General features: G+C 67.1%; 22 protein-coding genes. 14 read left to right on the top strand and 8 right to left on the bottom strand.

The genetic code is table 11. The features are described from left to right. The first annotated feature begins 116 nt into the window (after nt 1-116). The 6 genes from ureB to ACQPYM_RS31815 are packed head-to-tail and all read left to right on the top strand — an operon-like array spanning nt 117 to nt 4824. On the top strand, nt 117-428 hold the full coding sequence (gene ureB / locus ACQPYM_RS31790) for an urease subunit beta (RefSeq protein ID WP_433007874.1): 312 nt from the start codon (nt 117-119) through the stop codon (nt 426-428). Next, a complete protein-coding gene (locus ACQPYM_RS31795) occupies nt 421-2124 on the top strand; it encodes an urease subunit alpha (RefSeq protein ID WP_433007876.1) in 1704 nt (567 codons plus the stop codon). Before ureB ends, ACQPYM_RS31795 begins: the two co-directional genes overlap by 8 nt. Then, nucleotides 2124-2798, top strand: coding sequence for an urease accessory protein UreF (locus tag ACQPYM_RS31800; protein WP_433007878.1), 675 nt, complete (start codon nt 2124-2126; stop codon nt 2796-2798). The genes ACQPYM_RS31795 and ACQPYM_RS31800 overlap by 1 nt, the downstream gene beginning before the upstream one ends. Continuing rightward, nucleotides 2791-3510, top strand: a complete 720-nt coding sequence (ureG, locus tag ACQPYM_RS31805) for an urease accessory protein UreG (RefSeq protein ID WP_433007880.1) — start codon at nt 2791-2793, stop codon at nt 3508-3510. Before ACQPYM_RS31800 ends, ureG begins: the two co-directional genes overlap by 8 nt. Continuing rightward, a complete protein-coding gene (locus ACQPYM_RS31810) occupies nt 3494-4204 on the top strand; it encodes an urease accessory protein UreD (protein ID WP_433007882.1) in 711 nt (236 codons plus the stop codon). Before ureG ends, ACQPYM_RS31810 begins: the two co-directional genes overlap by 17 nt. Then, nucleotides 4195-4824, top strand: coding sequence for a nucleoside/nucleotide kinase family protein (locus tag ACQPYM_RS31815; protein ID WP_433007884.1), 630 nt, complete (start codon nt 4195-4197; stop codon nt 4822-4824). Before ACQPYM_RS31810 ends, ACQPYM_RS31815 begins: the two co-directional genes overlap by 10 nt. 56 nt (nt 4825-4880) lie before the next feature. Here ACQPYM_RS31815 and ACQPYM_RS31820 read toward each other — a convergent pair whose 3' ends face one another. Beyond that, the gene (locus ACQPYM_RS31820; RefSeq protein WP_433007886.1) at nt 4881-5636 is read right to left on the bottom strand and encodes a TetR/AcrR family transcriptional regulator; all 756 of its coding nucleotides are present in this window, start codon (nt 5634-5636) and stop codon (nt 4881-4883) included. Nucleotides 5637-5717: 81 nt separating this feature from the next. On the opposite strand from ACQPYM_RS31820, the gene ACQPYM_RS31825 reads away from it, so the two are divergent. From ACQPYM_RS31825 to ACQPYM_RS31845, 5 genes are all read left to right on the top strand, one after another. Next, entirely contained in the window at nt 5718-6665 is a 948-nt protein-coding gene (locus tag ACQPYM_RS31825) for an ATP-binding cassette domain-containing protein (RefSeq protein WP_433007888.1), read from the top strand. A gap of 9 nt (nt 6666-6674) precedes the next feature. Then, entirely contained in the window at nt 6675-7469 is a 795-nt protein-coding gene (locus ACQPYM_RS31830) for an ABC transporter permease (protein WP_433007890.1), read from the top strand. A 378-nt stretch (nt 7470-7847) separates the two neighbouring features. Further along, complete coding sequence (locus ACQPYM_RS31835) at nt 7848-8045, top strand: hypothetical protein (protein ID WP_433007892.1); 198 nt, start codon at nt 7848-7850, stop codon at nt 8043-8045. Between the two features lie 72 nt (nt 8046-8117). After that, the gene (locus tag ACQPYM_RS31840; RefSeq protein WP_433007894.1) at nt 8118-9113 is read left to right on the top strand and encodes a proline racemase family protein; all 996 of its coding nucleotides are present in this window, start codon (nt 8118-8120) and stop codon (nt 9111-9113) included. A gap of 75 nt (nt 9114-9188) precedes the next feature. Further along, nucleotides 9189-9515, top strand: a complete 327-nt coding sequence (locus tag ACQPYM_RS31845; protein WP_433007896.1) for a putative quinol monooxygenase — start codon at nt 9189-9191, stop codon at nt 9513-9515. A gap of 66 nt (nt 9516-9581) precedes the next feature. On the opposite strand, the gene ACQPYM_RS31850 is transcribed toward ACQPYM_RS31845, so the two are convergent. The 6 genes from ACQPYM_RS31850 to ACQPYM_RS31875 form a co-directional block, all read right to left on the bottom strand. Then, entirely contained in the window at nt 9582-10010 is a 429-nt protein-coding gene (locus ACQPYM_RS31850; protein ID WP_433007898.1) for an SgcJ/EcaC family oxidoreductase, read from the bottom strand. 56 nt (nt 10011-10066) lie between these two features. Further along, on the bottom strand, nt 10067-10474 hold the full coding sequence (locus tag ACQPYM_RS31855; RefSeq protein ID WP_433007900.1) for an NUDIX hydrolase: 408 nt from the start codon (nt 10472-10474) through the stop codon (nt 10067-10069). A gap of 115 nt (nt 10475-10589) precedes the next feature. Further along, entirely contained in the window at nt 10590-10913 is a 324-nt protein-coding gene (locus ACQPYM_RS31860; protein WP_433007902.1) for a hypothetical protein, read from the bottom strand. A gap of 51 nt (nt 10914-10964) precedes the next feature. Further along, the gene (locus tag ACQPYM_RS31865) at nt 10965-11816 is read right to left on the bottom strand and encodes an NAD(P)-dependent oxidoreductase (protein WP_433007903.1); all 852 of its coding nucleotides are present in this window, start codon (nt 11814-11816) and stop codon (nt 10965-10967) included. 104 nt (nt 11817-11920) lie between these two features. Next, nucleotides 11921-12091 (bottom strand): hypothetical protein, encoded by a 171-nt coding sequence (locus ACQPYM_RS31870; RefSeq protein WP_433007905.1) that lies wholly within the window; start codon nt 12089-12091, stop codon nt 11921-11923. A gap of 152 nt (nt 12092-12243) precedes the next feature. Beyond that, nucleotides 12244-13383, bottom strand: a complete 1140-nt coding sequence (locus tag ACQPYM_RS31875) for an epoxide hydrolase family protein (RefSeq protein WP_433007907.1) — start codon at nt 13381-13383, stop codon at nt 12244-12246. Nucleotides 13384-13434: 51 nt separating this feature from the next. Here ACQPYM_RS31875 and ACQPYM_RS31880 point away from each other — a divergent pair, with 51 nt between their 5' ends. Next, nucleotides 13435-14409, top strand: coding sequence for a helix-turn-helix transcriptional regulator (locus ACQPYM_RS31880; RefSeq protein WP_433007909.1), 975 nt, complete (start codon nt 13435-13437; stop codon nt 14407-14409). A 13-nt stretch (nt 14410-14422) separates the two neighbouring features. Here ACQPYM_RS31880 and ACQPYM_RS31885 read toward each other — a convergent pair whose 3' ends face one another. Beyond that, nucleotides 14423-14701, bottom strand: a complete 279-nt coding sequence (locus tag ACQPYM_RS31885) for a YggT family protein (protein WP_433007911.1) — start codon at nt 14699-14701, stop codon at nt 14423-14425. A 1083-nt stretch (nt 14702-15784) separates the two neighbouring features. Between ACQPYM_RS31885 and ACQPYM_RS31890 the strand changes: the two genes are divergently transcribed. Continuing rightward, nucleotides 15785-16171: a type IV toxin-antitoxin system AbiEi family antitoxin domain-containing protein gene (locus ACQPYM_RS31890; RefSeq protein ID WP_433007913.1), complete on the top strand. Its 387-nt coding sequence runs from the start codon at nt 15785-15787 to the stop codon at nt 16169-16171. Next, entirely contained in the window at nt 16171-17070 is a 900-nt protein-coding gene (locus tag ACQPYM_RS31895) for a nucleotidyl transferase AbiEii/AbiGii toxin family protein (protein WP_433007915.1), read from the top strand. The genes ACQPYM_RS31890 and ACQPYM_RS31895 overlap by 1 nt, the downstream gene beginning before the upstream one ends. Nucleotides 17071-17151: the final 81 nt, after the last annotated feature.

Consider the following 17151-nt stretch of genomic DNA (forward strand, 5'->3'; position numbering starts at 1 on the left):
GGAATCCCATGACCAGCAGCAGTAGACTTAGCAATGAAGGACAGGGGGCGGGCAACACGAACCCAGCCCCACAGCCAGCTGGCGACGCAGCCCTCACCAACTGGGGCCCCGGAGCAGTGCGAGTCGCGCCCGGCTCCATCGAACTCAACGCCGACCGCGCAAAGCTGACGCTGGTGATCGTCAACACCGGCGACCGCCCAGTCCAGATCGGCTCGCACCTACACCTACCGGACGCCAACACCGCCTTAGCCTTCGACCGCGACGCAGCCCACGGCTTCCGCCTGGACATCCCCTCCGGCACCTCGCAGCGGTTCGAGCCCGGGGCATCACGAGAGGTCATCGCCGTCGCGCTGGCCGGCCGACGTCTGGTGCCAGGGATCCAGTTGAAGCGTTCGGCACCTGGGAGCGAGGTGAAGAACGATGGCTGAGATCTCGCGGGCCGCGTACGCCGCGCTCTACGGGCCGACGGTTGGTGATCAGGTCAGATTGGGTGATACCGACTTGTGGATTGAGGTGGAGGAGGATCGCACGGTTGGGGGTGAGGAGGCGATCTTCGGTGGGGGGAAATCGATTCGGGAGTCGATGGCGCAAGGGACGGCGACGCGGGCTGAGGGGGCGCCCGACACGGTGATCACCAACGTGCTCGTGCTCGACTGGTGGGGGATCGTGCGGGCGGATGTCGGGATCCGGGACGGGCGGATCGTGGGGTTGGGGCGGGCCGGCAACCCGGACATCGCGGACGGGGTCCACCCGGAGCTGCGGATCGGGCCGTCGACCGATGTCATCGCTGGCGAGGGGCGGATCCTCACCGCAGGGGCGATCGACTCGCATGTGCATCTGTTGTCGCCGTCGCAACTGCACGAGGCGTCGGCGACCGGGATCACGACGATCGTGGGCGGCGGGACTGGGCCGAGCGAGGGTTCGAAGGCGACCACGGTCACGCCCGGGGCTTGGCATCTCGCGCAGATGCATCGCAGCCTCGACGCCTTTCCGCTCAACGTGTTGCTGCTGGCCAAGGGCAACACGGTCAGCGCCGAAGGGCTGGCCGAGCAAGCACTTGCGGGCGCGGCCGGCTACAAGGTGCACGAAGATTGGGGTTCAACACCCGCCGCGATCGATGCCGCGTTGAAGGCTGCCGACGACTGGGGCCTCCAGGTCGCCCTGCACGCGGACAGCCTGAACGAGGCCGGATTCGTCGAGTCGACGCTGAACGCGATCGCCGGCAGGTCGATCCACGCGTTCCACGTCGAGGGCGCCGGCGGTGGACACGCACCCGACATCCTCTCCATCGCGAGCCACCCGCACGTCATCCCGGGGTCGACCAACCCGACCCTCCCGCACACCGTGAACACCGTCGCCGAGCACCTCGACATGCTGATGGTCTGCCATCACCTGAGCCCCGACGTACCGGAGGATCTCGCCTTCGCCGAGTCGCGGATCCGGGCGACCACGATCGCCGCCGAGGACATTCTGCACGATCTCGGCGCGCTGTCGGTGACGTCGTCGGACGCGCAGGCGATGGGCCGGATCGGCGAGGTGATCACCCGCACGTGGCAGGTGGCCCACGTGATGAAGGCGCGTCGCGGTCCATTGAGCACCAGTCTCCCAGCCGACAACGAACGCGCCCGCCGGTACGTCGCGAAGTACACGATCAACCCGGCCGTTGCCCACGGCATCGATCATGTGGTCGGGTCGGTCGAGGTGGGCAAGCTGGCCGATCTCGCGCTCTGGGATCCCGCGTACTTCGGGGTGCGGCCGCGCCTCGTCATCAAGGGCGGCGCGATCGCGTGGGCCGCGCTCGGCGATCCGAATGCGTCCATTCCCACCCCGCAACCGGTACTGATGCGGCCGGCCTTCGGCGACGCGATCGGCGCGGATCTGTCCATCTCGTTCGTCTCCCCCGCCGCCCTCGACGACGGGCTCGCCGATCGGCTGCGGCTGAGGCGACGACTGGAAGGCGTCCGGCCGACCCGCGAGATCGGCAAGGCGCAGATGAAGAACAACGACGCCCTGCCGAGTATCGACATCGACCCCGAGACGTTCGCCATCAAGGTCGACGGCGAACTCATCGAACCGTCCCCGGCGGAACGCCTTCCGCTCGCCCAGCTCTACAACCTGTTCTGATGGGATCCCCCGAGTTGGTCGCGCTGATGCTCGCCGACGCGCGCCTGCCCACAGGCGGTCACACACAGTCGGCGGGTTTGGAGCCCGCAGTCCGCGCCGGACTGGGTGCCGACGGCGCGCGGCTCGCCGACGTGGCGGCGTACGCCGCGGATCGATTGCGCACCATCGTCCGGGTCGAGGCCGCGACAGCGGTCGTCGCGCGCCAACTCACCCTCGACGGCGAGCTGGTGGAACAGGCCGAAGCCGCTTGGGCAGCGCGGACGCCGAGCCAGGCTTTGCGGGCGGCATCTCGCAGGCAAGGGCGCGCCTACCTGCGATTGGCGTCGCGAGTTTGGCCTTCCACAGCAGAGTTATTGAAGGCCGATGCGGAGATCGCACGACCGGTTGTCGTTGGCGTCGTCGCGGCCGTGACCGGATTGTCAGCCGAACAAACCGCCAGGCTGATCGGGTACGACGACGCGCAAACCGTGGTGGCCGCCTCGCTCAAGTTGCTCCCGGTCGATCCGGCCGAAGCGGCGAGCTGGCTGCTGAGACTCCATCCGGACATCGAGGAACTCGTCACCGCCGTCAGCCGGACGACGACGTCGGCCGACATACCGGCGTACGGCGCTCCGCTGGTCGATGTCTTCGCCCAAGCTCACGCCGTCGAGAGAATGAGGTTGTTCCATGCCTGACCAAAACCACCGCTCGTTTCGCCTGGGCGTCGCCGGACCGGTCGGTACCGGCAAGAGCTCGCTGATCGCGATGGTCTGCCGCGAACTGGCGGCCGAACTCGAGCTCGGCGTCATCACCAACGACATCTACACCGACGAGGACGCCCGGCTGTTGCGCTCGGCCGGCGTACTCGATCCCGAACGGATCCGCGCCGTCGAGACCGGAGCCTGCCCGCACACGGCGATCCGCGACGACGTCACTCCGAACCTGATCGCGGTGGAAGACCTCGAACGCGACTTCGCCCCACTCGACGTCGTCCTGGTCGAGTCCGGTGGCGACAACCTGACCGCCACCTTCTCCCCCGCGCTCGTCGATGCGCAGATCTTCGTGCTCGATGTCGCGGGCGGCGGCGATGTCGCGCGCAAGGGCGGCCCCGGGATCGCGCGTGCCGATCTGCTCGTGGTCAACAAGACCGACCTCGCCCCGTACGTCGGCGTCGACGTACCGCGGATGGTCGCCGATGCCGAGGCGGCCCGGAGTGGCAAGCCCGTACTGGCCTTGTCGCGGACGGATCCGGATTCGGTACTTCGGCTCAAGGAATGGGTACTCGCGATGACCGCCGTGGTCCGGAGTGGTTCGCATACGCCGGTGGATCCCGGACCGATGGCTCCGCACTCGCATGTCGGTGACGACGGGGAGCTCATCACGCACACCCATGCTCACGCGCATTGAGGTCGTCGCCGATCCGGTTCGCGATCGGTGCCTGCTCACGACCGGGCTGCTCTCGCCGCGACGACTGCCGGCGCCGGACGGGGTCGTCCGGGTCGCGCTGATCGCGGCCTCGGCCTTGTTGCTCGCGGGAGATCAGGTCGAGATTCAGGTCGAGATCAAAGGTCCGGTGCGGGTGGAGATCATCGAGACCGCGGGTACGGTCGCGTACGCGATGCGCGGCGGATCGGCCAGCTGGGATGTGTCGATCTCGCTGACCGACGGGGCGCAGCTGACCTGGCACGGCGAGCCGTTCGTGGTCGCGGAGGGGGCTGATGTCACGCGATCCACCGAAGTCGTGTTGGAGGCGAACTGCTGGGCGGCGATCCGCGAGTCACTGGTGTTCGGGCGGCACGGGGAGGTGGGTGGCACGCTGCGGTCGTCACAGCGAGCATGGCTCGACGGTGAACTCCTCCTGGCCGAGGACCTCGACCTGTCCCCCGAGACCAGACCAGGCTGGGCCATCCTCGGCACAGCCCGCTGCCTCGACTCAATAACAACCCTCGGCCGCCGCCTCGATGGCAGCGACTTGGGAATACTGCAGCTGGAGGGGGTCGGGTCGGTGGCTCGGCGGTTGGTGGGGCAGCAGCACGAGAGTGATCTGGGGCAGACCTGGGCAGCGTCGGCGGCGGCTGACAAGATCTCCGGGTGGAGCTGAATCGAGACGAAGCGTTGAGCAGGGCCGTCACGCTCGCGACCCGCGGGCGACGCGCGATCCTTGGCATTACCGGCCCACCCGCCGCCGGCAAGTCGACGTACGCCGAACAACTCACCGCCGAACTCGTTGCCGCCGGCCACCACGTCGCGCTCGTGCCGATGGATGGCTATCACCTGGCGCAGTCGGCCCTCGAGGAGCTCGGGCTGGCCGATGTGAAGGGTGCACCGCAGACGTTCGACGGGTACGGGTTCGTTGCCTTGCTCAAGCGGTTGAAGGACTCGGTGGACGAGACGATCTGGGCGCCGAGGTTCGACCGGTCGATCGAAGATTCCATCGCCGCCAGCATCCCTGTGCGACCGGAGACCACGCTGGTAGTGACCGAAGGCAACTATCTGCTCTTCGATCAGGTGCCATGGGCAACCGGTCGGGCACTGCTCGACGAATGCTGGTACGTCGACCTCGACGACGACCTGAGGCACGCCCGGCTGGAAGCCCGCCACCGGCTCTTCGGCCGCTCACCAGAGGAAGCCCACGAACGCACCTACGGCTCCGACGAAGCGAACGCCAAACTCATCGCCGCCACCAAACCCTCCGCCGACGCCATCATCACCCTGACCTGAGCGAGCCACCCCCGACCACTCCCCACCCGCCGCAGCCGTGCGACCCATGAGAGAGGTCAGCCGGCGTCGGGCTGGCAGGTTCGGTCGATGAAGCCGGCGAGGCCGTCCAGGAAGAGTTGCAGGCCGAAGTCGAAGTCGGCTTCGTCTGCTTCGTCGAACGGGACCACCTCGTCGAAGACACCGGCGGCGACGACCTCGGCCAGTGCAGGGAGCTGACGCGGATCGACCACGCGAGCCAGCGTGGCGCCGTACCGGCTGAAGGCGTCCGGGTTGTCGGCGGCGCCCGCCGCGAGTTCCATGCTGAGCCGGATCTCGCCCTGCACGTAGGTCATCAACCCCATCACGACGCCGAGCTTGGTCTCCTCGCTCAGGCCCGTGTCCTTCAGCGCGCCGAGGGCGGAGTCGAGCCAGGCGAGGTTGTTCGGTCCGGCGGGCGGACCCGAGATGGGGAGGTGCGAGTACCAGCGGTGTTTGCGGACCGCGGCCAGTACTCCGGCCGTCCAGAAGGTCAGCCCGGTCCGCCAGTCCGCTCCCTCGGGCAATGGTTCAGGGCGCTCAAGCGCGGCGTCCGACATCAGTACGAGCAGCTCGTCCTTGTTCTTCACGTGCCGGTAGAGCGCCATCGTCGAGTTGCCCAGCCGCTCGGCCACCCGGGCCATCGACACCGCCGCTAGTCCCTCGGCATCCGCGAGCTCGATCGCCGCGCGGACGATGTCCTCGGCCGCCAGCGACGGCTTCGGCCCGCGCCTGGTGACGTCGCGCAGCCCCCACATCAGCGCGACGTCGGCCGGCAGTTCGGGCTGCTCACTCATCTCCACCACCTCAGTCTAGAAACTCGTACTGCGTACCTGCTACGCTAATTAGCGTAACTCATACGCAGTGAGGAGAGGATCATGATCGTCGAGGCGACCGGCCTGCGGAAGTCGTACGGGCCGACCGAGGTGCTGAAAGGCATAGACCTCGGGGTGCAAGAGGGCTCCGTGCTCGCGTTGCTCGGCCCCAACGGAGCGGGCAAGACGACCATCGTCCGGATCCTGGCGACGCTGAGCCGCCCCGATGCCGGGGTGGCGACGATCGCCGGGTACGACGTGGTCCGCGAACCCACCAAGGTCCGCGGCGTGATCAGCCTGACGGGCCAGTACGCCGCGGTCGACGACAACCAGACCGGCCGGGAGAACCTCGTCATGGTCGGCCGGCTGATGCATCTGGGCCGGCCGACGGCGGTCCGGCGCGCGGACGAGTTGCTCGAGCGGTTCGACCTGGTCGCGGCCATGAACCGGCGCGCCAAGACCTACTCGGGCGGCATGATGCGCCGCCTCGACCTCGCGATGAGCCTGGTGGCTCGGCCGCGTGTCATCTTCCTCGACGAGCCGACGACCGGACTCGATCCGGCCAGCCGGCTGACGATGTGGGACGCGATCGGCGAACTCGTCCGGGACGGGACGACGATCCTGCTCACCACCCAGTACCTCGAGGAGGCCGACCGTCTCGCCGACCGGATCGTGCTGCTCGACGGCGGCCGGATCACCGCGTCGGGTACCGCCGACGCGCTGAAGACGCAGGTCGGCGGCGAGCGGATCGAGCTGTACTTCGCCGCCGAACCCACCGCGAGGAAGGCGGCCGAGTTGCTCGGCGGGCATCACGAGGGGCAGCTCCTCAACCTGCCGTCGGACGGTACCGCCGACCACTTGTTGCAAGTCCTCGATCGACTCCGGGACACAGACCTGTCACCCGCCCGCGTCTCGTCGCACCGGCCGACGCTCGACGACGTCTTCCTCACCTTGACCGCGTCTCGCCCGTCCCAGGCCGAGACCAGCTCGCAGCCGGCTCTGATCGCCTAGGGGGCATAGATGACCACTCACCAGGAACTCGGCACTCATCAGGGCTTCGCGGCCGCCGTCAGCGACGTGGCGACGATGATCGATCGGAGCGTCCGGCTGACCCGGCGCAACGTCGACACGTTGTTCGTGTCGATTCTCCTGCCGCTGCTGATGATGGCGCTGTTCGTCTATGTCTTCGGCGGCGCGATCGACACCGGTACGCAGTACATCAACTATGTCGTGCCGGGCATCCTGCTGCTGACCAGCGGATACGGCGCCTCGAACACGGCGATGGCGGTGGCCGACGACATGACGACGGGCATGATCGACCGACTGCGGTCGCTGCCGATCCGCAGTTTCGCGGTCCTGACCGGACACGTCACCGCGAGCGTGGCGCGCAACGCGGTCTCCACCACGGTCGTCGTCCTGGCCGCGCTCGCGATGGGCTTCCGCCCGAACGCCGGCCCGGTCGACTGGCTCGCCGCGATCGGACTGCTGCTGCTGTACGTGGTCGCGCTGTCCTGGCTCGCCGCCGCGCTCGGTGTGATCGCGAAGTCGGTCGAGTCGGCGAGCGCGCTGAGCTTCTTCATGCTGTTCCTGCCCTATCTGAGCAGCGCGTTCGTCCGCACCGAGACGATGCCGGCCTTCCTCCGGCCGATCAGCGAGCACCAGCCGATCACGCCGGTGATCGAAGCGGTCCGCGGCTTCCTGACCGGTACGCCGGTCGGCTCGAACGGCTGGATCGCGCTCGCCTGGTGCGTCGGCCTGCTCGTCTTCTCGACGACTCTCGCGTCGGTGCTCTACCGTCGTCGTACGGCTCGCTGACCTCCCGGCGGGATCGCGGAGACGGAAGCGTCCTGGGACCGACCGTTGGGCGCATGATTCGACCGCTCGGCGAATGCGTCGAATTGAGCCCGCGAAGTGCTGGGCCGTGACCCCCGGCGAGGATAAATTCGAAATCCCCCCACGTGTGGAGGTCCCACTCCCCCCGGGACCCGCACGGACGAATGCCCCGATCATCGATCGGGGCATTCGTTTTCCCCGGACTTCACGGTGGCGGGCGGTTGCCGCTGTCACGGGGCGTGATCACCGGGCGCCCAATCCGGTTCTAGGCGAAAAAACTTCGTCCGGCATGTCCAAATCGCCGGTCCTGATCCGACGTATCAGTGAAAGCAGGAACTACCGACCGAGGAGAGGGTCAGGATGTCCGAGAACAGCAAGCAGCAGATGATCATCACGATGCTGGCCGAGGGAAACCCGGTCTGGTTCGTGGCCGGCATGGTCAACATGCGCAGCCACGATGTCTACCTGATCGGCAAAGCCGCTGGGTACCCCGACAAGTTCAAGCTGCGTCGCGCCGTCTGGGCGGCCCGCAACCAGGCTCACCCGCTCGCCGCCTGACCAGAAGTCAAGGCTTGATCGCTTTGCCGAAAGATCTGATCTCTCGGCAGCCAACGGGGTAGCTTGGTCGGGATGGAGATCTCGGTCGTCGACTACCACACAGCGGGTGAACCCTTCCGGATCGTCGCCTCCGGCCTGCCGCCGCTGGAAGGCGAGACGGTCCCCGAGCGGCGGTCGTACGCGATGACCACCGCTTCGGTCGACAAGTACCGGCAACTGCTCGTCAACGAGCCTCGCGGCCACGCCGACATGTACGGCGGATTCGTGGTCCCGGGCGATGACGCTGGCGCGCATCTCGGAGTGCTGTTCTGGCACAAGGACGGCTACTCCACCGCCTGCGGGCACGGCACGATCGCACTCGGCACCTGGGCTGTCGAGACGGGTCTGGTCGCCGCCGCGCGGGACGGCGACACCGACGTCGTGATCGACGTACCGTCGGGTCGAGTCGTTGCCCGCGTCACCTGTACTGCGGGGTCGGTGCAACACGTTGCCTTTCGCAACGTTCCGTCGTACGTGGTGACCCGTGACGTCGAGGTGAGCACCCGGCGAGGCGTGGTGCGCGCGGACATCAGCTTCGGCGGCGCCTTCTACGCGTCGGTCGCGGCATCGTCAGCCGGTCTGTCCGTGACGCCACCGGACTACGCGGAGCTGACCGCCCTCGGTCGGGAGATCAAGTGGGCGCTGAACGACAGCCCATGGGCCCGGCACTCATCCGACAGCCGCTTGGACGGCATCTACGGCACCATCCTGTACGACGACCTCGACCGAACCGCCACCGGTCCGCATCAGCGCAACGTCGCCGTCTTCGCCGACGGCGAGGTGGACCGCTCCCCCTGCGGCTCAGGCACCTCCGCCCGCCTCGCCCTCCTCGCCGACTCCGGCCAACTCGGCTCGGACGAGGTACTCCGTCACGACTCGATCATCGGTACGACGTTCCTCGGCCGCGTCGTCGCGGACACGGAGGCCGGCGTCATCACCGAGGTCCAGGGCTCCGCCTACCGCACCGGCACAGCCACCTTCACCCTGGACCCCAACGACCCCTTGTCGACCGGATTCACTCTCCGGTAGATGAAGCGCTGCTTGCGCCGCTGAGCCGTCGATAGCATCGGGATGACCGGTCCTCAGCTTTCAGGGAGTCCTCTGATGATCTTCATCACCGCCAAGTTCAAGGTCCTGCCCGAGCACGCCGACGACTGGGCCGCGATCACCGCCGACTTCACCGCCGCCACCCGCGCGGAGCCGGGTTGCCTGTGGTTCGACTGGTCGCGCAGTCTCGACAACCCTGACGAGTACGTCTTGGTAGAAGCTTTCGCCGATGACGACGCGGCCGGCGCCCACGTCAACTCCCCGCACTTCAAGGCCGCGCAGTCCACCCTCCCGCCCCACCTGGTGGAAACCCCACGCATCGTCAACTTCAAGCTCGACCAGTCCGACTGGTCCGAACTCGGCGAACTAGCCGTCAACCGCTGAGCCGGCAGGCCCGCGAGCCGACGGCTGAGCCGGGTCGCGCTGGCGGAGCCGAGGTCGCTCCGACTCTCAAGCCTCCGGTACGACGACCGTGTTCTGGGCGGCTGCGATTCGCCATTCGCCGTCGTCCTTGGCGAGGAGGTAGACCGGGCTGCCGGTTTCCACCGGGAGTTCTGCGGTGGAGCCGGGACGGAGGGCGTACTTCTGGTTGACGTTGACGACAGCGATGTCGGGGCGGACGAAGAGCAGGTGGTCGGGCGTGTAGGTCGCGTACGACTCCTTGGTCGCGCCAGGCAGCACGCGACGAGTGAACTCGGCGATGGTGTCACGCCCGTACAGCCGCTTGCCGTGCCCCGTCACCCACAACGAATCGTCATCGCGGAAGAGCGCAAGAAACGCATCCGCGTCCTCCTTGCTCTGTGCCTCCTCCACAGCCGCCACCAGGGCGAGGATCTGGTCGACATCAGCTTGACTGGGGATCTGTCCTGAGATCTTCATGGCACTCAGCCTGCTAGTTAAACCCAACTTGAGGTCAAGCGAACCGACCGCTCGATTCACCAGCAGTAGATGAGCAAAGGAACGGGCGAACCGCCGTGCTGACTCGTCATCGGCGGAACCTCAACCCACTCCAGACCAACCATCCTCGGACAGTTGCACCCGAGGTCATCCACCCCGAGCCGCGGCTCCCCGTCCGCGACATCAACCCGGAAGACCGTGGTCATCCCAGACGGGTACGGCACCTGCGCCACCTCGCGCGCCGCCGTCACCTCGAGCCCGACTTCTTCGAGCACCTCCCGCCGCACCGCCAGCGCAGGCTCCTCACCCAGCTCGATCCCACCACCCGGCAGAGTCCAGTACTCCGGTCCGTCGTGCCGCCCGGGCCCGGTCTGAACCCGCTCCCGCACCATCAGAACCCGATCGCCCCGCTGAATCACACCCGCCACCCGCACTCGCTCGCTCATCGCCACACCCTCGCACCCACAACCGACAATTCCGCGACGCTGCCCCGCAGGCACTGCGCCGCAGGCACTGCGCCGCCAGGTGAGCGCGCGGCGCCAGCCGACTCGCCGCCTCAACTCAGGAAGTGTGTTCGTTCTCGATCCGGTACTGCGTGGCAAGGTCCTCGAAGTCGGCGGGATCGCCCACAACCAGGTCGACCGGTTCGCCCACGACCGCCTTCACTCGCTCGAGGATCTCAGCCGCTTTCTCCGCGGATGAGTAGATCCGGACGACGAGGTCGTCACCCCCACCGGCGCGGGTGAATCCCCAAGGCACCTCGCACGGGCCGTTGTGATCCTCGACCGGACAAAGCATCCGGGCGATCCGCTCCTTCACGGCGTCATCCCCGCCGACCGCCGGCACTGTGATCGCGAATCCTTGCACCCCAAGTTCTGCTGCCATGCCACGACGCTAACAGCCGGACTGTTGCCCAGCGCACCGGTTTTCCCCTGGTCAAACCCTGAAATACTTGACGATCCGACTGAGGTCTTCCTCGGCTGCCGCCGGATAGGCGGTCAGCCTGTCGCGTACTGCCTTCGCCACGGGCAGGTCAGCGGACGCAGTGGCGAGCGCTACATCTTTAGCGGCAAGGCGAATCGGGTAGTAGGAGCCGTCGGCAAACGCCCGGCCTGCGAGGCCGGCCAAGGGCGACCTCTCCAGGGCTGCTCTGACCTGAGCCTCCGGCAGACCGAACGAGTCGGCCAGCGCCATAGCCTCACCCACCAAGGCGACACCGTTCACGACCGCGTTGATCAGCACGAGTTTCAGCGCTGCGCCGGTACCGGTGGCCCCGGTGCGGTTGACCGTGCCGAAGAGTTCGAGCAGAGGAAGTACCGGATCGGCGTTGCCACCGACCAGCAGCAAGAGTTCGCCACTGCCCGCTCGATCGACGCTGCCCATGACAGGCGCGTCGATCAGTTCGACGCCGTCCGGCAGCAACTCGGCCAGCTCCGCAACGGCTGACGGCCCGATCGTCGAGGTGTCGATCAGCACACTGCCCGGCTTCATCGACTTCGCAAAGGCACCCACCACTTCGCGCACCGCCGCTGGGTCTGCGAGCATCGTGATCACCACGTCGGCTTCGCGGACAGCCTCAGCCGGGGACCCCGCGACAGTGGCTTCCCCGAGGTCCGCAGTACGGGCGAAGTCCGCAGTACGGGCGACGGCGGTTTCCGCGAAGTTCGCAGTACGGGCGGGCGAGCGGTTCCAAACGGTCAGTGGGTAGCCGGCCGCCAGGACGCGTCGTGCCATCGGTGCGCCCATCGAGCCGAGTCCGAGAAAGGCGACCTTCGTGTTCTTGTCCATGGTTCAACGCTAGGCAGGGGCGAGCGGGCTGAGTAGCGACGGTCCGGCATGGATCCCATGCCGGACCGTCATGTCCTACGCGTTGTTGAAGGCGACCCGAACGGTCAGCGGCGGCGACCCCACCTCGTGGCACCGATGCCGGCCAGGTGGAGGGCGATGCAGAGCAGGCCGGCCATCAGCAAGGTCTGCGGCGTGAACGCGTCGCTGACGGTGGCGTTGGCCCAGTCGAGGATGAGGGCGAGTCCGAAGATTACTGCGGCAATGATGGCGAACATCGAGTGCTCCTGTCGAAGGGCGGGTGCAACAGTGGCGCTCATCTAACTGCCGGGGTAGAACCGCACACAAGAGCTACACCCATCAGGAAGACGAATCGATACCCAATACCCTCCGGCATGCGCCGATCCGCGGAACGGGCCTTGCCGCAGGGTCAGGAAATGCCGCGGAAGAAGACGCGGATGTCGTCCGCGAGCAGTTCCGTCTCCTCCATGGCGGGGAAGTGACCGCCCTCGGCGAACTCGCTCCAGTGGCCGATCGCCTTCCACGGGTCCAAGGCGCGGCGAATGAGCGGATGGCTGTCGAACACAGCCCATCCGGACGGCACGCCGGAGGCCATCACCAAGTCGAGTCCGGAATGCTCGGACTCGTAGTAGAACTGCGCGCTCGACGCGCCGCTGCGGGTGAACCAGTACAGGCTGATGTTCGTGAGGAGCTGGTCGCGGTCGACCGATTCGTCCGGCGTCCGGTTGGCGTCGCCGGTCCTGGTCTTGAACTTCTCGGCGATCCACGCAAGCTGACCGACCGGCGAGTCGGTGAGCGCCGCGCCAATCGTGTCGGGACGGTGGTTCTGCATCAGGAGGTAGCCGCGATCGGCCGCATCCTCGGTGCGCAGTACCTCGAGCTGGGCGATCTCGTCATCGGACAGGTCGTCGGGGTACGGGAACTTGTCGCCGACCAACCCGAGCCAGCGGGGGTCGGCGCCGAGGTGCGTGCCGATGACGCGCTCCGGGTACAGCGCCGCGAGGCGGCCGGTGGTACCCGCACCGATATCGGTGCCGTGGGCACCGAACCGCTCGTAACCGAGACGCGTCATGAGCTCGGCGTACGCCGCCGTCGTGCGCGCCAGCTCCCAGCCGGTCCCTGACAGCGGGCTGGAGAACCCGAAGCCGGGCAGCGACGGGATGACCACGTGGAACTCGTCGGTCAGCAGCGGGATGAGTCGCTGGTACTCGACGAACGAGCCCGGCCAGCCGTGGTTCAGCATCAGCGGGATGGCCTCCGGGTTCGCCGATCGCACGTGGACGACGTGGAACGTCTGGCCGTCGACGACCGTCGTGAACTGTTCGTACTGGTTGAGCTTCTCCTCCTGCGCACGCCAGTCGAATCCGTCGCGCCAGTACTCCGCGAGCTCTTCGAGGTACACCAGCGGGATGCCGCGGGTGAAGTCGGTGCGATCGTCTCGGCCCGGCACGGGGATCGGCCAACGCGTGCGGGCCAACCGGTCACGCAGGTCGTCCAGGTCGGCCGGGGGGATGTCGATGCGGAACGGTGTGAGTGCGTTCTGATTCATGACAGCGACGTTCCCAGACAATGCGGCAGGGTAGCTTCCGCAATTGCTGGAATGATCGAGACCATGTTGGAGACCTCGGTCCGCCTGCTCGAACTGCTGTCGCTGCTCCAGCTCAAGCGTGACTGGACGAGCTCCGAGCTCGCCGTCCGGCTCGCTGTGAGCAGGAGGACTGTGCGCGCCGACATCGGCAAGCTGCGGTCGATCGGCTATCCCGTGGACGCGCGCCCCGGCGTCGCGGGCGGGTACCGGCTGGCCGCTGGGACGGCGATGCCCCCACTCCTCCTCGACGATGACGAGGCCGTCGCCGTCGCGGTCGGACTGGGTGTGGTCGCGACCCAAAGGCTCGGCGTCGAAGAGACCTCGCTCACCGCGCTCGCCAAGCTGGAGCAAGTGCTGCCCTCGCGCCTGCGTCGGCGCGTCGAGGCGGTCCGCGAAGCGACGAGCGTCGTTCCAGGGACTCAGCCGCCGCTCGATCTCTCGGTACTCGGCGCGATCGCTGCCGCGGTCCGCGGCCACGAACGGCTCCGGTTCGGATACACGAAGCCCGGGGGCGGCGAAGCGGCCCGCAACACCGAACCGCGGCGGCTGGTGAGCTGGGGGCCGCTCTGGTACCTGCTCGCATGGGATCTCGACCGTGACGACTGGCGGGTCTTCCGGGTCGACCGCATGGTTCCGCACGCACCGACGGGTGCGCGGTTCCAGCCGCGCGTGCTCCCGGCGGACGACGTCGTCGAGTACGTCGTCGGACGCATCAGCAAAGGTGCCTGGAAGTACCGCGCCCGGGTACTCGTGCATGCGCCCGCGGCCGAGGTCGCCGCGAAGCTCCCGATTCCGGTCGATATCGAGGTGGTCGACGAGTCCACGTGCCAGCTCGAACTGGGTGCCGACGACCCGGACCGGCTCGCGCTGTGGCTGACGCGACTCGACGTCGACCTCGAGGTGATCGACGGAGACGAGCTTGCGGTGGCGTTCGATCGCCTCGCGACCAGGTTCCACCGCGCGGCGAGTCGCGCATCCTCGACGTGAATCGCTGCGGCGGCTACAAGCTGAAGGCGATCGACCTGAGGATCAGTGCGGCCAGGAAGACGATCGTGAAGGCGAGGTCGAGTGAGATGCCGCCGAGCCGCACCGGACGGACGCGTCGGCGTACCGGCGCGAGCACCGGCTCGGTCCAGGCGTGCGTGATCGTCCGCGCCCGGGTCACCCACGGTGGACTGCCGGCCCCCGCCACGCCGGCCCAGTCCAGCAACATGCGCGCGATCAACACCAAGATGAACGCCGTCAGGACGAACCCGACGAGGGCTCCGATCAGGCTCATGTCCCACTCCTCTGTTCCGTCTCACCAGCCTACCGAGCCGAACCCCTCGACCACGCCCGAACCACCAACTTCTCAGCCGACTATCAGGAGCCGCACTGGGGTTCGTAGCGGCGGATCGGTTCGCCGGTGATCCGGTCGAGATGGCTGAGGCGGTGAAGGCGGCAGCGGCGCAGTACGGCGTGCACGGTCGAGGCAGGCAGGCGGGTCCGTGGTCACGGTAGCGGTCGGCCCACCGTTTCGCGGTCGGCCATGCCACCTGGAACAAACACATTCACCTCGTGTCGTCACACGATCTCAACCAGCGTTCCTGGTCAGTACAGCTAGCGCCGAGTGAGCCGCGGAGGCGCGAAGGAGGCGCCGCGTGGGGATTGCGGTTGCCTGAGACAAAGGCGAAGGCCCGGACTGTATGGTCCGGGCCTTCTTTTGTAGCGGGGGCAGGATTTGAACCTGCGACCTCTGGGATCTCGGGTGGAATTTGCCGCCTGCGGGTGGAGCCACATTCTGCCTGGTCACAGGCAGTTTGACGCTCTTCGATTCACTGCTCGTGGCCGAAATCCCTGTTCTAGACCGTAGCCTTGGCCGTGGATTCAGACTCAACTGCGGCAGTGCGGGCAATTGCGCTTCCTCGAAGCAGGAGCCACGCACCCCGGGCTGAACGACGCTGACATGCATCCCAGGCCGACACTGACAAAGTCCAACCTCGGCCTGCACTCTCGGCAGACGCCGCGAGGGAGGCGTGGAAGTCGCTTTCGTGCTCGAACGACAAGCAGGCGCCCGGGGGCGACGAGTTGAAGCAGAGGCCCACCGAGTATCAAATCGCACCCACCAGAGTCTTCCTAGGGTACGATTCGATACATGTCTCCAGCGGATCCGCCTCGTGCGCGTCAACGGCTGGCGATGCTCCCGTTCACCTTCACCACAGCGCAGGCGCGCAGGGTTGGTCTATCGTCGCGAGAGCTAGCGACGCTCGTCAGCGAAGAGGCAGCACTTGAACTTTCGCGCGGCGTCTACCGTCGCTCCGACGCACCTGAGACTGCACATCTCGACCTCCTGGCCGTACACACACGAGCATCACATGCGGTGGTGTGCGGCGAGTCCGCACTCGCGCTTCACGATCTGATCGACGACATCCCAGCTGCCGTGCACATTGCCGTACCGCGTGGCACCCGCCGCCCGGCGATCTCCTACCCGCCCATCGTCGTCGCCCAGTACGCAGCCAAGACCTTCGACCTCAACATCGAGCAGTACGAGGCGGCGCCAGGCGAGTTCGTGCCCATCTACGACGCGGCCCGGAGCGTGGTCGACGCCATGCGCCACCGCAACCGCATCGGCCAGACACTAGCCCTGGCGGCACTCGGCCGCTACCTGCGAACCAGTGGACCCGACGGGGTCGGGAATCTCCAGCACATCGCCCGTGAGTTGCACGCTCTGTCCGTCATCCGGCCGGCCGTCGAAGCAGTGCTCGCCTGATGGTCAATCCAGCCCGCGACACCACTGCCGGCCGCGTCTACAACGATTTGCGGAACACAGCACGCCGGCAACGGCGCGCCACCGACGAAGTCATGGTCGAGTATGTCCTCGAACGGTTCCTCTACCGGCTCGCTACATCTCCGGCTGGTCGCGAACACTTTGTCCTCAAGGGCGGTCTGCTCCTGGCCCAGTTCGGCGCACGCCGCACGACGCGAGACATCGACATTCTCGGGCAAGCCTTCACCGGCGAGGACACCGAGATCATCCGACGGGTCAAGGCGATCGCCTCGACCGAAGTCGACGACGGCGTCGCGTTCGACGGCGCAAGCCTAAGAACCGCGCCGATTCGTGAGGACGGCCGCTACCACGGGCTCCGACTTGTCATGTCAGCCTCGATTGCCCGTGCGCAACTGAAGCTCCAACTCGACGTCAGCCTCGGCGACCCCATCACCCCCGAGCCCCAATACATCGCATACCAACAACTGCTGGAGGCCGAGACCTTCACCATCCTCGGCTATCCACTCGCCACCATCCTCGCCGAGAAACTGTCCACCGCCATCGAACTCGGCGACCTCAACACCCGCGACCGTGACTACGCCGATCTCTACCGCCTATTACGTGCCAACACACTCCGCGCCGACGAAGCATTGACCGCCCTCGAAGCCACGGCTGCGCACCGACAGATCACCCTACGGCCACTCAGCTCGAGCATCTCCGACCTCCCCCAGCAGCGACAATCTTCCTACACCGCATGGCTACGACGCCAAGGCCCAGCCGCCAACGGCTACCCAACCAGCTTTGCCGACACGGTCACGGTAATCACAGCCTTCGCGGACCCACTCATCAGCGGCGAAGCTCGTGGCAAAGACTGGGATCCAGACAACGCTCGGTGGACCTGACGACTCGTCAAAACTCCGGACCGCCGAGTCGACGTCTTCTACACGTCCGTCACCGGCCGAACAACCGGCTGCGCACCCCCA

Source organism: Kribbella sp. CA-294648 (assembly GCF_050943845.1).
Lineage (GTDB): Bacteria > Actinomycetota > Actinomycetes > Propionibacteriales > Kribbellaceae > Kribbella.

Bases quoted from the DNA above. Each gene is read 5' to 3' on its own strand.
- ACQPYM_RS31795 (WP_433007876.1), top strand. From the start codon at position 421: ATGGCTGAGATCTCGCGGGCCGCGTACGCCGCGCTCTACGGGCCGACG.
- ACQPYM_RS31800 (WP_433007878.1), top strand. From the start codon at position 2,124: ATGGGATCCCCCGAGTTGGTCGCGCTGATGCTCGCCGACGCGCGCCTG.
- ureG (WP_433007880.1), top strand. From the start codon at position 2,791: ATGCCTGACCAAAACCACCGCTCGTTTCGCCTGGGCGTCGCCGGACCG.
- ACQPYM_RS31810 (WP_433007882.1), top strand. From the start codon at position 3,494: ATGCTCACGCGCATTGAGGTCGTCGCCGATCCGGTTCGCGATCGGTGC.
- ACQPYM_RS31820 (WP_433007886.1), bottom strand. From the start codon at position 5,636: ATGAGTGAGCAGCCCGAACTGCCGGCCGACGTCGCGCTGATGTGGGGG.
- ACQPYM_RS31825 (WP_433007888.1), top strand. From the start codon at position 5,718: ATGATCGTCGAGGCGACCGGCCTGCGGAAGTCGTACGGGCCGACCGAG.
- ACQPYM_RS31830 (WP_433007890.1), top strand. From the start codon at position 6,675: ATGACCACTCACCAGGAACTCGGCACTCATCAGGGCTTCGCGGCCGCC.
- ACQPYM_RS31835 (WP_433007892.1), top strand. From the start codon at position 7,848: ATGTCCGAGAACAGCAAGCAGCAGATGATCATCACGATGCTGGCCGAG.
- ACQPYM_RS31840 (WP_433007894.1), top strand. From the start codon at position 8,118: ATGGAGATCTCGGTCGTCGACTACCACACAGCGGGTGAACCCTTCCGG.
- ACQPYM_RS31845 (WP_433007896.1), top strand. From the start codon at position 9,189: ATGATCTTCATCACCGCCAAGTTCAAGGTCCTGCCCGAGCACGCCGAC.
- ACQPYM_RS31850 (WP_433007898.1), bottom strand. From the start codon at position 10,010: ATGAAGATCTCAGGACAGATCCCCAGTCAAGCTGATGTCGACCAGATC.
- ACQPYM_RS31855 (WP_433007900.1), bottom strand. From the start codon at position 10,474: ATGAGCGAGCGAGTGCGGGTGGCGGGTGTGATTCAGCGGGGCGATCGG.
- ACQPYM_RS31860 (WP_433007902.1), bottom strand. From the start codon at position 10,913: ATGGCAGCAGAACTTGGGGTGCAAGGATTCGCGATCACAGTGCCGGCG.
- ACQPYM_RS31865 (WP_433007903.1), bottom strand. From the start codon at position 11,816: ATGGACAAGAACACGAAGGTCGCCTTTCTCGGACTCGGCTCGATGGGC.
- ACQPYM_RS31870 (WP_433007905.1), bottom strand. From the start codon at position 12,091: ATGTTCGCCATCATTGCCGCAGTAATCTTCGGACTCGCCCTCATCCTC.
- ACQPYM_RS31875 (WP_433007907.1), bottom strand. From the start codon at position 13,383: ATGAATCAGAACGCACTCACACCGTTCCGCATCGACATCCCCCCGGCC.
- ACQPYM_RS31880 (WP_433007909.1), top strand. From the start codon at position 13,435: ATGATCGAGACCATGTTGGAGACCTCGGTCCGCCTGCTCGAACTGCTG.
- ACQPYM_RS31885 (WP_433007911.1), bottom strand. From the start codon at position 14,701: ATGAGCCTGATCGGAGCCCTCGTCGGGTTCGTCCTGACGGCGTTCATC.
- ACQPYM_RS31895 (WP_433007915.1), top strand. From the start codon at position 16,171: ATGGTCAATCCAGCCCGCGACACCACTGCCGGCCGCGTCTACAACGAT.